This is a genomic window from Candidatus Enterovibrio altilux (assembly GCF_002381345.1).
In the GTDB taxonomy this organism is placed as follows: Bacteria; Pseudomonadota; Gammaproteobacteria; order Enterobacterales; family Vibrionaceae; genus Enterovibrio; species Enterovibrio altilux.
In genome coordinates this window covers 1,420,613-1,435,114 of sequence record NZ_CP020660.1, presented here as the reverse complement: position 1 = coordinate 1,435,114, position 14,502 = coordinate 1,420,613, and the positions used below count along the sequence as shown (strand labels likewise).

Genomic DNA, 14,502 nt, shown 5'->3' with positions numbered 1-14,502 from the left:
AATGCTCCCACTGTTAAGAGCCCATTCAATACCCCTTCGAGTAGTGTACCCTTGGCTTAAGCCTTTCAACAGTAACGGTGGGTTGCAAAATTATAGAGAAGGATATAAAAAAAATCACCTATTTTTTTCATAATCATTAATAACAATGCTATTAACGCATCGAACCTTATTATGGGAGATGCTCAAGTCCTAAATAATCATAACTTTGCATCTCTTTTAAACGTGAACAACAGCGTTCAAATTCAAAATTCAATCGCCAACCCGTATATAGAATATCTATTGGTACTTCTGCAGAAATAATAAGTTTGATATGCCTTTCATAAAACTCATCCACCATGGCAATAAATCGTCGAGCAGCATCATCCTTCTCAACACCCATTTGTGGTACTTCTGACAACAAAACGGTATGATATAAAGATGCAATCTCTATATAGTCAGATTGGCTCCGCGGCTCATCACAAAGAATTTTGAAGTTAAAATGCACAACGCCCTCAGCTCCTCTAATAACGTTCAGCTGACGATGATTGATTTCAACAAAATAGTTTGAAAAATAAGGTTCTGTCGCTAACTGATAAAAATAAGTTTTCAGATTAATTTTTGCTTGCTTATTGAATGGATAATAATAAACTTCAGCTTGTTTCAAAATACGTAATCGATAATCCATCCCCGAATCAATATTCACAACATTACAATTTTGATAGATTAGTGCAATCATTGGAAGGATTCGAGCACGCTGTAAACCATTTCTGTAGAGATCATTCGGAACAATATTTGATGTCGCAACCAAACAGATCCCACGTTTGAATAAAGCTTCCATTAACTTGCCTAAAATCATGGCATCGGCAATATCTGATACAATAAACTCATCAAAACAAAGAACCTGCGCTTCGGCTGCTAATGTAATTGCGAGCTTTTCCAGCGGATCAACCTGGCCATCAAGAGCTTTAAGCTCTTCATGAACACGGTGCATAAAACGATGAAAGTGTATTCGTATTTTTTTGTCAAAAGGCAAACTATCAAAGAATGTATCAACTAAATAGGTTTTACCCCTACCAACACCACCCCAGAAATAAAGCCCCTTTTCTGGCCGTATTAAGGCTAATTGCTTGCTAAATAAGTGTTGCAAAAATGAAATTTTTTTCTTGGGTGTACTCACTTGCTGAACAAGTCGATAATATAAATTATCCAGCATTTTTACCGCATTTTTTTGTGATGCATCTTCAAAAAAATCTAACCGTTGTAAATCTTTTAAATATAATTCTAACGGTGTCATTCATTACACCTAACTGTGACTATAAATATCTTTACTCTCAGAATCAATAGTATCATGCATAACTTTTGCCATGTATAATAGCTGATGTATTTGGAGGGTTCGTACCTACTCAGGTGGCAAGTTTAGACTAGCCATACAATATTAATCATCTGATGTTCAAAAATTTACTGAATGTCAAGGAGAATTCATGGCTTGGATCAACATACTTATTTTTGTGAGCATAGGTATTGTCATTGGCTCCTGTATTGCCCGATTAACAATGCGAAACAACGCTCAACAAAAAAATTTAAAAAAAGAACTAAAGCAGTCTCGCTATGAACTTGAGCAATATCGACAAAAGTTCAGCGATCACTTTACACAAAGTGCTGAATTACTCGACAATATATCGCGTGACTACACCAAATTGTACCAGCGCATGGCAATAACATCAGAAGAGTTGATACCTCACTTGCCAGAACAAGATAATCCATTCGTTAAACGTATCAGTGAATTATCTGATATGACGACTGGATCTGAAGAAAACACAACTCAGGGGCCACCACGTGATTATTCCGACCAAGCGACTGGATTACTAAAAGATGCGACTAAAACCAACAAAGGAGATTAGTGAAATCCCTCTTGCATATACTAAATTAACTTAAAGATGCAAAATTGAGCACCTGTCACTTGTTATTAATCTTTGAAAGCATCACTGTAAAAAGTTATTTAATAATATTTATTTTTCAAGTAGACGTTATTTTTTGATTATTTATTCATCATTACTGTGTTTCATAAATTAGTAAATAAAGTCATTTTTAGCAATATTTTTTAGGGCGACGTGATAACCACATTAACATGAGACATACTAATATGAATATGCAAAAACCAACTAATAATGCAATAGTGAGTGATTCAGTGAAACCCAATACAAGATAAGCTACCGCGGCAATAATCGCACCCGCCAACGCATACGGCAACTGACTCAACACGTGGTCCATGTGCCCACAATGCGCGCCGGTTGCAGACAAAATCGTAGTATCTGAAATCGGAGAGCAATGGTCACCAAAGACAGCACCAGCTAAAACCGCCGACAACATTGGTAGCATTAAAGTAATGTCTGTTACTGCCGATAAATCGCCAGAGATTGGCAACATAATGCCAAACGTACCCCATGATGTGCCCGTAGAGAATGCCATAGCAGCTGAGAGTATAAATAAAATAACCGGCAGTAATTGGTGTGGAATATTACCATGAATAAGTGTCGACAAGAACTTACCTGTACCCATATCACCAATCACACTACCAATTATCCATGCGAAGAATAAGATCATAATCGCACCAAACATCGATTTTGCACCCACCCACATAGCATAGCTAATTTCAGGCACGGATAAATGCTGCTTAGAAACAGTTAGAAGTGCAGATAACAAACCTAAACCACTACCATAAAGAAGAGACATACCGACATCAGTATTTTCAAAAGCACCAAGAATTGAGAAAGATTTAGCGTTCGCTTTAAGTATTTCAGCCCCAGAAAAAATCATCCAAAAAATAGTAGTAACAATCAATACAGCAATAGGCACAATAAGATCGGACACGTGGCCCTTATTGCTTTCTTCAATGCCTAATTCGTTATCCAACGATGACGTTGAATCTTTTCCATCACCCAGACGATTACCCGTTAATGCCTGATACTCGAAATAACGCATTGAACCAATATCCATTTGAAACCAAGCAACAGCAAACACCATTAACAAAGCAAAAATAGCATAAAAATTCATTAAAATCATGCGTGCAAATGCACTCAACGGACTGTATTCAGTTACACCATGACTCACCAAAATTCCACCAATAACGGTAATGATATACGCGCCCCAACTTGATGCGGGCATGATTACACACATCGGAGCTGCAGTAGAGTCTAGAATATAAGCTAACTTCGCGCGTGACACGTGAAATCGGTCCGTGACAGGACGCATAATGGCACCAACAGTCAAACTATTAAAGTAGTCATCAATAAAAATAAATACGCCCAAAAACACAGCAAGTAGTTTCGCACCACGCTTGCTCTTTACTCGTCTTTGTGCCCATGCTGCAAATGCATGCGTTCCACCAGAAAGTGTAATTAAAACAGTGATCATTCCAACTAACATGAGAAAAACCACAATACTCATTTTGTCAAAATTAACGCCTCCGTTGTCGACAAACAAATCCAAGACATGTGATGAGATATACAATAATGTTGCTGAAAATGAAAAATCATTTAGCAACAATGCACCAGAGATTATACCTAAACCCAATGAAAGCAAAACACGGTGAGTAATAACTGCTATACTCAACGCTAAAATAGCGGGTAATATTGATAGTGCAGAAGAGGAAAAATTGACTAAATTCATAATTTTTATATCAACCTATAAGGTTAAAAATCTACTGCAAAAATGGAAAACTCAATATTATGAAACATTGATATACACATTAATAAAAACTACAGTAACGCTTCATAATTAAACTCCAATATTATTGCAGAGTCGTATCTATTCGATCACAACCCCAGTAGAATAACTTGATACACTTCTTTCTACTGCGACACTCCTTCCTTTTCACATGTCCTTGAAGGTATCACCCTAACAATACTGATGACTAGAGCACCTCTACGAACATAAAGCTAACGTATTGTATGTAGCATTGAAAACTTTGCAATAAGCAAACCATTAGTTTTATAGTCCGCCTCACCCGCATTAAAAACAATTAATAACTCCCAACTTTGTTTTTTAAGCGAGAGAGACTAAATCATCACCCTACAATTTAAATCACTAAGCTCACTTCAATACTGCAGTCTATACTCAGAAGTTTTGAAGGGAATTTGCTATCTGAATTAAAATTCGGAAACAAAGCCCTACAAATGTGCTATCTTTACTATATTAAGCATTATTCATTTATCGTACGCACATGAATCGTAATCTAATATATTCGAAAGTATTAATTCTAACTTGCACCAATAAAACTGCATAAAATCCAAGGTTTGTCAGCATTTAGAAGGGCACTGAATGAGTATATTACATGAGCGCAGAAGATGTAGATGAATATAAAGATGTAATCATGGTCTTAAGGTACAAAGGCTAATTTGATATTATGTATTCTTTTATTTGGTTACCGTACTTTGATTAAAATAATCTACCATGTTCCCGCAGCTTCCGATTCTCGGTGGTTGATAGCAACTTTGGATGAAGAAAAGGAAGGAGTGAAAAATATACTTAAGCGTTTTTTGCTAATCAGCGTAGGTTGGCTGTGTGTCATCTTGGGTTGTATTGGTATTTTTCTACCTTTACTACCGACCACGCCATTTTTGCTTTTAGCTAGTGCATGCTTTGTACGCGGTTCACCAACTATTGCAGGATGGCTCCATCAGCACCCAACATTTGGCCCTATTATCTATAATTGGAAACAATATCGTGCTGTTGATCGACGAATAAAATGGAGAGCTAATATCTTTATTGTGTTAAGTTTTTTTATTTCAATTTATATTGTGCCAGAAATTTGGCAAAAAATCATGTTAACTGCAATGGTGATAATGCTTTTAATTTGGTTTAACCGTCTACCCGAAACTAAAGCAGTTGCCCGCTCTACAAAAAACACTTAGGATAATGGTAAATTAAACTGCTGGGGAGGCTTAAGTCCTATAAAAATACACCTAATAGGAGTTTTGTTACGTAAATTAAAGAACTAAACTATCAATCTACACTCTGAACAGCTAAATCACTTAAGGTCTATGGATAATCTTTGCTACCAAAACACCTAACTGAAAGCAGTATAATCAAGCTTTAATCAATCGTGATTCACTAACACTCTGGGTTGAATAAAGAAATCATTCATTTGTGGAATCAAACTAAGCTGAATAATAATGAGAGACCTCGTTTATTAGCTACTTAGCCATGACAACGACTAAGTAGTCTTTCTTTCTTCATTCGAGTTCAGATAGCAAATTTCAAAATAATTAACGATTAAACAATTACTTTTATTTTAGGCATATCTAGCCCCGTCAGCTTACTTAACGCTTTTATCATGACATAAGTCGCGCTCATCTGAACAGTATGATCTCTTAAGCTCAATATGCCTCCAAGTAGTTTTTTGATTCGAAATATTACCGCCTCTGATAAGGAAGATTTATGGTAACCATACCTAGTTTTTCGATGCTGATTGGAACCGTATAACTCCTGGTAACTGACCACTAAATTACACGAATGGCCTCGTTTCCAAAAAGTTGTTCTTTTTTTAGTGGTATGAATGGAACCGCTCATTCAATACGAATGATTTCGTAACATTATCTGGTGCCGTAGGCACCATCAACTGATATTTAATTGAATTTTCGGCGGGTCTGTTTGAGTAAGATAGGTAGCACTTCACCGTCAGTCGCATTTGATGCACATAACTCAGCAGCAATTATTTCATGCGTATTTATACCTACCGCTAAGTGTAACTTGCGCCAAACTCGCCGTTTCCCATCAGTGCCATACTTTTTTAATTTCCCATTTCCTTAACCTCAGACGTGGCATCCCGTAAAATCAATGGCTAAGCGCTGGATGCTTCCTTGATTCTTCTTGCACGTGACATTAATCATGTTGGACCGCTTGCTAATATATTAATCGTTATAGACACGATAATAGCAGTTGAGCAAGTTTAAAAACAAAATTAATGAATCATTGCAGACCTCTCAATGGCATTGAAAATACGTATTTAACCATGTGAACCGTTTTAATGGCTAAGCACTAAATAAACGAGGTTTCCCATGATGACTCTGCTTTTTATGATTCCATAGCTAAATAGCTTCTTCATCAATATGCTTTTTTATACCTTATTGATAAATTTTGTAAAAATATTCAAGCAGAAAGATTCAGTAGCATCATTTACGATAACATTAGTATTCACCATGGTCTATTTTGTACTTTATGGACTACATTTATTTGTAAAAAATAATAATTAATAATAATGGTGACGATTAGTAAGGCTTTATTTCCTAATTGTAGTTCAATAGCAAAACCCCTCATGATTCACTATTAAATAATCACTTTCATGTTCAACATACCTAGTCTTATCAGCTTATTTAAGGCTTTTATCATGCCGTAGGTTTCACTAATCTGAATTATATAATTCCTTAAACTCAATATCCTATAATATTTTTTTAACTCGAACCATTGCTGTCTCTGCTAGGGAACGTTTATAGTAATCGACTGTATTTCCTAAATAAGAGAACTTCATTTCCAAATCGATACTCTAAACAACTAGGCTAACTTAAATATTCAAGTTTATGAATAATCTTCGCTATAAAACAACTGACTAGGAGCTGTATAATACAGCTTTAACCAACTGTGGTTCACTAACATTTCGGATTGATGAAGAAACTATTCAGTGATGGAATCACATTGAGCAGAGTAATCATGGGAGACCTCGTTTATTTAGTGCTTAGCCATTAAAACGGTTCACATGGTTAAATACGTATTTTTAATGCCATTGAGAGGTCTGCAATGATTCATTCATTTTGTTTTCAAACCTGCTCAACTGCCATTACCGTACCCTTACTATTTATGCATTAGCAAGAGGGCCAAAAGAGTTAACGTCACGTGTAAAACGAAAAATCAAGTAAGCATCCAGCACTTAACCATTAATTCTAGGGGACTCCAAATCTACGGTGAAGGAGAATGGAAAGTAAAAAAGCATGGTTCTGATGGAAAACGGCGAGTCTGGTGCAAGTTATATTGAGCGAGAGATATCAATACGCATAAAATAATTGCTGCTGCGTTAAGTGCGTCACCTGTGACTGACGGTGAAGTGCTACCTAACTTGCTCAAACAGACACACTGAAAAATCAATGAAATATCAGCTGATGGTGTTTACAGCACCAGACAATATTATAAAACCGCTTAAATTAAACGAGCGATTCCAATAAACATTGGAAAGCGAAATATGGCTATCAAAACGATTGTTTAACCGTCAATCATGTTAAATTTATTATCTGAACTCGAATGAGGAAACAGAACTCTACAATAATCATTGTAGAGAAAAATATTACAACAAATTCAATTTAATGCCTAAAGGATCTTATCATTGTTCACCTTACTAAGTATAATAAAGTAAGCATAAATACAATTAAATAACACTAAATGTTCGATATTTACCTACACTTTAAATGATTAGCATTTGTTACAGTTGTAGCAATATCGGAGCAAAAAAATGAAAATATCGACTAAAATAAAAGGCGCTTTTATTGCCATGAGTATTATTGCTGTTATAACTACAGCATTGATACTTGCCTTTACGGCCAACAAAATATCAAGTACAGCACTGGAACATCAGATCGAAAATCAATTGCTATCTGTACGAGAAATGAAAAAAGCAGAAATTGAACAGTACTTCACGACCATTGGTAAACAATTGACAAATCTTGCTAATTCAACAATGACAGAAGACGCAATGGTGCAATTTACGCAGGGCTTCAAAAATGTACCTTCAGAAGCCATCATGGTCAACGGGCAAGCACAGGCACTTCGAAATTATTACAACAATGAATTTGGTGTAAGATACAAAGAGACAAATGCAACATCCTCAATGGCTATCTCTAGTTTAGATAATATTAGCATGGCAGGTAAATTACTCCAACAAACTTATATTGGTATGAATCCAAACTCTCTTGGCCATAAACACCTTCTCGATAAAGCGAACGATAAGACGACTTATAGCGAAACACATCATCTTTATCATCCAAATTACCGGACTTTCCTAGATTCCTTCGGTTATTATGATATATTCTTGGTTGATCTTTCTGGTAATATTGTTTACTCCGTATTTAAAGAACTCGACTATGCAACGAATTTAGAAAATGGGCCTTATGCAAAAAGTGGGCTTGCTGAATCATTCGTAGAGGCAAAAAATATGAACCAAGGTGAGTTCAGTTTTATAGATTTTGCACCCTACTATCCATCTTACGATAGTCCAGCCTCATTCATTGCTACACCCATTTTCAAAAATGGAATCACAATTGGGGTGCTTATTTTCCAAATGCCCATTAATGCAATTAATAACATTATGACCTACGGCGGCAATTGGGAAAAGGATGGATTAGGTGAAACAGGCGAAATATTTATTGTTGGCCCTGACAACCTGATGCGTTCTCAAAGTCGCTTACTTGAACAAAACAAGACAGCATATCTTGATATGCTCCATCAAAGTGGTGTCGCACGTAAGACCATTGAACGTATTGATGTAACCGCTTCTTCAGCAGGCCAGCAGCCCATCAATTCTACGCACGTAAATGCAGCACTAAGTGGAGAGTCTGGTTTAAGCATCGTCATGAACCATGCGGGAAAAGAAGTATTCGCCGCTTATCGCGACATTAATATTTTAGGAAAAACATGGGCATTAGTTTCTGAAATAGAAAAAACGGAAGCGATGAAAGAGGTAGCTGAGTTAAACAGTTCGCTTTACCAAGTAGCTATACTTGTTGGTGCAATCATTATCCTTATGTCTGTAATGATTGCGTGGTTCATTGCATATAGCATCAGTAAACCAATCAATAAATTGAGTCAACAAATTAGCCATATTGCGGTTGCTCATGATTTAACCACCACACTCGAAACCAAAGGCAACAATGAGTTAGCAGAATTATCACGTTCTATGAACATCATGCTACAAGATTTCATGGGTGTAATAAAAGGAGCTGACAGCACCGTAAAAGCCTTAAGTAACGCATCCAATGATATTCAAAATAATATCAATACTATGCGAAAAGAAGTAGATGACCAAGCAGCTAATTCCAGCCAAGTCGCTACCGCTGCTACCGAAATGAACGCATCCATTACTGAAGTTGCCAACTACGCTAATAATGCATCCGAATCATCTGAAAATGTCGTTCAATCCGTTAGGCAAAGTGCTAATGTAGGCAAGCAACTTGTGCACGAGATTTCTGAGTTGTCCGCAAAAATGAAAGATGCAACCCAGTCAATGCAGCAACTATCAGCTGAAAGCGACTCTATTGGCACTGTGTTAGATGTTATTCAGGGCATTGCAGAGCAAACTAATCTATTGGCCTTGAACGCTGCGATAGAAGCAGCCCGAGCAGGCGAACAGGGACGCGGGTTTAGTGTGGTAGCAGATGAGGTTCGTTCGTTGGCAATTCGGACACAAACATCAACTGAAGAAATCCGCGCAAAAGTACAATCGCTACAAACTGAAACAGCCAAGGCTGTCAGCGGAATCTCTGGCGCCAATCAATTTGTTGCCAGTAGCGTAGAAAACTGCAATAAAAACAATGAAATGCTTGAAAAAATTGCAGGCATGATGACTGCAATCAATGACATGAATACGCAAATAGCAACGGCTGCTAGCCAGCAATCAACCGTCACCGAAGAAATCACCGAAAATGTTAATAATATCGCACGTTCCGCTGAGTCTGTATCTGATAAAGCAATCAATACGGACAATACTGCGCATAATATCCATGGACAGGCACAACAGCTAACTAATCAGATTGGTATGTTTAAAATTACCTAAGCAAAACATTTATACCTTATAAAGGCCAGCATTTACGTAAAGCCACTCGCTTAAAAACTAGTGGTTTTTTATTATTGATTTTCAATGGGTATTTTGTTACTTTTTTAACACGATTTAATGTAAGCTTGCATCTCTTATTATCAATGCCTATGTTATCATTTTTTGAGCCCTATCCGTTAAACTCAATGATCAATCTACCCTCTAAATGGCTAAGTTAACTTCAATATTCAGGTTTATGAACAAGTTTCGCTGCAAATCAACTAATTGGAAGCCGTACAATCAGTCGGGGCTCACTAACATTTTAAATTGATGGAGAAACCAGTCAGATATGGAATTAGACTAAGCTGAGTAGTCATGGAAGAACTTATTTCTTTAGCAACTTAGCCATTACGACAATTTTCATGGTTTAACACGTATTTTTAGTGCCATTGAGAAGCCTGCAAGGATTCATTAATTCTGTTTGCAAACTTGCTAAATTACCATTGCCATGCCCTCACTATGCATGCATTAGCCAGCAAACCAAAACGGTTAATATCGCGTTCAAGACGAAGACTAAAGGAGCCATTCAGCATTTAGCCGTTGATTCTACTGGGCTCAAAGCCTATGATAAAGATAAATGGAAAGCAAACAAGCATGACACTGATGGGAAGCTTCGAGTCTGGCGCAAGTTACATTTAGCAGAAGATATACATACGTATCAAATTGACGGTGAAGTGCTACCTAACTTGCTCAAACAAACCCACCAAAGAATCAATGAAATATCAGGCGGTGATGCTTGCGACGCCAGACAATATTACTAAACCGTTCGTATTAAACAAGCAGTTCCACTCATTCCACCAAAGAAAATAATTTTGGAAAATAAGATTATCCACACAATTTAATGGTCAGTTATCAGAAGTTATGCGGTTCATATCAAAATAAAAAAACGAAGTGCAGTTACCATTAACATTTCCTATCAGAAGCGCAATGTTTCAAATCAAAAACTACTCAGAGAAACATTAAACCTAAGAAATCCCAATGTTCAAATTAGCGAAACCAACGCCATGATAGAAGCGTTAAATAAATTAACAGAACTAAGGCTGCCTAAAATGAAAGCGATTGTCTAATCGTGATTATGTTGAAATCTACTATCTAAACTCAAATTAGGAAATACAGCCCTTATTTGCACATTAATCACACCTGTTCCAACACATCAAATTGCACTATTGAAACAATTTCGCCACAATCTTTCCACTATTGGTCGTGAGAGTTGCATCGTGTTTACTGTTTACCATTCAAATAAGTTGGAAGTGCTAAAAAATTTATTAGTGGCATTGGTTCAAGAAAAGCCTCTAAGCAACCCGCTTCAGAAAGAGCTGATCTTAGTTCAGAGCTCAGTCATGGCAGAGTGGCTCAAATTTAGTATAGCGAAAGAGCAAAGCATTTTTGCCAACATTGAGTTTTCTTTGCCTACAACCTTCATTTGGCAGGTGTTTACTCAATTATTGTCTGATGTACCACACAAAAATTTTTTTAATAAAGAAACTATAATGTGGAAATTGATGAGAATCTTACCAGATCAATTGAATGATCCTGATTTTGCGGAACTCAAACATTATCTCGAAGACGATGATGGAAAGCGAAAAAGCTATCAGCTAGCAAGAAAAATTGCTGATATTTATGACCAATACTTGATGTATCGCCCCGAGTGGATAAAAGCATGGGAAAATGCCTCTTCGGTTCCAGAGCTTACAGAGGAAAACCTTTGGCAACCAAAGCTATGGCAAGCACTCTATAATTATACTTTGCAGCAAGGCCAATCTGCCTTTCACCACGCAAATTTATATGATAAGTTTATTGATGTGCTAATATCTCGATCACGAAAACCAACGAAATTAACTAGCATTGAACGGGTGTTTGTATTCGGTATTTCGACGTTACCACCTCGTTGTCTTCATACGCTCAAAGCACTTGGTAAGCACATTAATGTTCACTATATGTTGACTAATGCTTGCCGTTACTATTGGGGTGATATTCGTGACAATCGTTATCTCGCTCATCAAGCTGTTACGCTAAAAAATCGTATTAGTCGAACATCTAAAATAGAAGATACTACACAGTGTTCATTAACTTTGACTACAAAAAACGATGATGCTGAAGTTGGGAATAGTTTGCTGGCATCCATGGGTAAATTAGGACGTGACAACCTGCTATTAATTTCCGAACTTCAATGCCAAGAAGTTGACCAGGGTTTTGTGGACGTGCCACGTAATAGCCTTCTACATCATATTCAAGCTGATATTCTAAATTTGGATGAACCTGGTGATGTGCATGAAACCACTAGTAGTAAGAATAAGCACGAAATATCCTTGGATGATCACTCATTGATGATAGAAGTCTGTCATAGCCCAATGCGAGAAGTAGAGGTACTATACGACCATATACTCGAAATTTTGGAAAATAATCCTACACTTACACCGAAAGACATCGTGGTCATGGTTACAAATATTAATGCGTATAGCTCAATTATTCAAGCAGTTTTCGGTAATGTACCTGAAGAACGCTTCGTTCCATTTTATATCTCTGATTGCAAAGCTAATAACGACAGTCCAATTTTGACGACTTTTTTGCGTTTGCTAAACCTTCCAGAGAGTCGTTGCAGCGCAGCTGAATTGCTTGAGGTACTCGCAGTACCAGCTGTGTTACGAAAATTTGGTTTTAATAACTATCAATTTAAAAAAGCAACATTTTGGATAAAAGAAGTGGGTATTCGTTGGGGGCTGAACGACACAACCGCCGCACATTTCTCTTTGCCGGATCAACATCAGAATACATGGTTATTTGGTTTGAACCGTATGTTATTAGGTTACGCAATGCCATCTCAAAGTGGATTGTTTAATAATGTTCTTGCGTATGACGAAGTACAGGGACTTGAAGCTAATATCGCGGGTAAACTCAGTGAATTTTTAAATATACTTATCGTAGCCCAATCTTCCCTAAAAAAAGATCAAATTGGTGAGGAATGGGTTTGTACTTTAACTTCGTTATTTAATGATATTTTTGAGCTAGACGTTGAAGAAGAGATTACGGGCAAGCTAATTAAAGATTTGCTAGATAGCTGGTTGATACAACTCATGGACGCCGGCTTTAGTGACACAATATCTCTATCGATCATGCGTGATTATCTCAAAGAAAAACTAGGGGTCGATTGTGTTAGTCACAATCTTCTGACAGGCCAAGTCAATTTCTGTAACTGGATACCAATGCGTTCAATCCCATTTAACGTCGTGTGTTTACTCGGTATGAATGATGGTGATTATCCACGAACCACTACACCTGTAGGTTTTGATTTAATGGCGGGCCACGCACGCATGGGTGACCCCTCTCGCCGTGATAATGATCGCTACCTCTTCCTTGAAGCATTGCAATCGGCACAACAGTGCCTTTACATCAGTTATGTTGGTCGTTCAGTTCTTGATAACTCACCTAAAGTAGCATCCGTCCTCATTACGGAACTTCTGGATTACTGCCGTCAAGGCTATTGTATTAATGGTGATAAACGTTTACCAGAAGCGGAATCTGGTGAAAATTTATTTATACATTTAGTTCACCACAATCCACTAGTGCCTTTTAGTTATAATGCCTTTAATGGAGAACGTGCCAGTTATGCCAATGAATGGTTACCCGCTGCGAAAAGGGAAGGACAACATGCTGAGCCTTTCTGTAACCATGAAGGATTGAATGTTGATATAGATCTAAGTATTAATGCTGTCAAATTGACTGAATTACAGCATTTTTGGCGCTTACCGGTACAGTACTTTTTTAATCACCGATTAAAAGTGTTTTTTGATGAACCGGAAGGTGTGATGGAGGACGTGGAACCATTTACATTAGATAATCTTCATCGTTATCAATTGCGTGATGCATTGCTTGTTCATGTGATTGCCAATGGAAGTAATAGTGACTCGCTTGCAGCATTTTATCAGCGACAACAAGCATCAGGCACGCTTCCTTTAAATTTTTTTGGTAAAATAGCGTTGGAAAGTGAACAGGAGACAACATTGACGCAATTTAACACCTTGAAACCTTTTTTAACTGATCATCACCAAGCATTGGAGGTAAATATTTCTATACCAACTTCTCGCGGTACCGTGAAATTGCAAGGCTGGTTAGATGAAAGGTATCGCGCCGGACGAGTCTTGTATCGGAGCGGTAAAGTTCGTGAAATAGATAAGTTAGCGACGTGGATTGATCACCTTTGTCAGTGTGCCTCTGGAGAGCAAATTGAAACGTACTTTTTTGGCGTCGATGACGCAGTGATTTTTACTCCTATGTGTACGGATGAAGCGATCAGTCATCTAAAGTTTTATTTAGAAAGCTACTTTAATGGCACTGAAAGCCCCTATCCTTACTTACCAATAACAGCAATGGCAGGGTTACAAGCATGCATTAATAAGGAAGGTCAGTGGCAGAATGATGATGCGACAAAAAAGAAAGCTAAGTCAAAAATGCGCTGCGCCTATGAAGGTGGCCATCTTACTAAGGGGGAAGGTGAAAACATCTACATTGCTCGTGTTTGGCCTGAAGCATCAGAAACATTATTGAACAAAATATTTTCCATTGGCACTCAAGTCTTGCTGCCTTTGTTGCATGGCGAGAAGAAAAAAAATTGATAAGCACTGGGCTATTTTTTCCTATATGTTTGATAACCGCACGCTTAACGTGCC

At 37.4% G+C, this 14,502-nt stretch carries 7 protein-coding genes, 4 pseudogenes and 1 riboswitch; of the genes and pseudogenes, 7 read left to right on the top strand and 4 right to left on the bottom strand.

Annotated features, from left to right (window positions below; all coding sequences use genetic code 11):
- Window positions 1–169 precede the first annotated feature (169 nt).
- Window positions 170–1,273, bottom strand: coding sequence for a cell division protein ZapE (gene zapE / locus BTN50_RS06105; protein ID WP_096619413.1), 1,104 nt, complete (start codon window positions 1,271–1,273; stop codon window positions 170–172).
- Window positions 1,274–1,460: 187 nt separating this feature from the next.
- Here zapE and zapG point away from each other — a divergent pair, with 187 nt between their 5' ends.
- A complete protein-coding gene (gene zapG / locus BTN50_RS06100) occupies window positions 1,461–1,880 on the top strand; it encodes a Z-ring associated protein ZapG (RefSeq protein WP_096619412.1) in 420 nt (139 codons plus the stop codon).
- Window positions 1,881–2,067: 187 nt separating this feature from the next.
- On the opposite strand, the gene BTN50_RS06095 is transcribed toward zapG, so the two are convergent.
- Window positions 2,068–3,648 (bottom strand): Na+/H+ antiporter NhaC family protein, encoded by a 1,581-nt coding sequence (locus BTN50_RS06095; RefSeq protein WP_096619411.1) that lies wholly within the window; start codon window positions 3,646–3,648, stop codon window positions 2,068–2,070.
- Between the two features lie 87 nt (window positions 3,649–3,735).
- A riboswitch (Lysine riboswitch) is annotated at window positions 3,736–3,914 on the bottom strand.
- Window positions 3,915–4,493: 579 nt separating this feature from the next.
- On the opposite strand from BTN50_RS06095, the gene BTN50_RS06090 reads away from it, so the two are divergent.
- Entirely contained in the window at window positions 4,494–4,892 is a 399-nt protein-coding gene (locus BTN50_RS06090; RefSeq protein WP_096619544.1) for a YbaN family protein, read from the top strand.
- Window positions 4,893–5,253: 361 nt separating this feature from the next.
- Here BTN50_RS06090 and BTN50_RS11270 read toward each other — a convergent pair.
- Together BTN50_RS11270 and BTN50_RS12655 are read right to left on the bottom strand one after the other, a co-directional pair.
- Window positions 5,254–6,089: pseudogene (locus BTN50_RS11270) on the bottom strand (IS5 family transposase); the annotation flags it as partial.
- Window positions 6,090–6,306: 217 nt separating this feature from the next.
- A pseudogene (locus BTN50_RS12655) lies at window positions 6,307–6,475 on the bottom strand (IS5/IS1182 family transposase); the annotation flags it as partial.
- 118 nt (window positions 6,476–6,593) lie between these two features.
- Here BTN50_RS12655 and BTN50_RS11265 point away from each other — a divergent pair.
- From BTN50_RS11265 to recC, 5 genes and pseudogenes are all read left to right on the top strand, one after another.
- Window positions 6,594–7,108: pseudogene (locus BTN50_RS11265) on the top strand (IS5 family transposase); the annotation flags it as partial.
- Window positions 7,074–7,196, top strand: coding sequence for a hypothetical protein (locus tag BTN50_RS11800; RefSeq protein WP_256386967.1), 123 nt, complete (start codon window positions 7,074–7,076; stop codon window positions 7,194–7,196). The pseudogene BTN50_RS11265 and the gene BTN50_RS11800, both read left to right, overlap by 35 nt.
- A 284-nt stretch (window positions 7,197–7,480) precedes the next feature.
- Window positions 7,481–9,796, top strand: a complete 2,316-nt coding sequence (locus BTN50_RS06075; RefSeq protein ID WP_096619409.1) for a methyl-accepting chemotaxis protein — start codon at window positions 7,481–7,483, stop codon at window positions 9,794–9,796.
- Window positions 9,797–10,031: 235 nt separating this feature from the next.
- Window positions 10,032–10,902 (top strand): annotated as a pseudogene (locus BTN50_RS06070) (IS5 family transposase).
- Window positions 10,903–11,052: 150 nt separating this feature from the next.
- Window positions 11,053–14,448 carry an exodeoxyribonuclease V subunit gamma gene (gene recC, locus BTN50_RS06065; protein ID WP_096619408.1) on the top strand — a complete coding sequence of 1,132 codons (3,396 nt, stop codon included), beginning with the start codon at window positions 11,053–11,055 and terminating at the stop codon, window positions 14,446–14,448.
- Window positions 14,449–14,502: the final 54 nt, after the last annotated feature.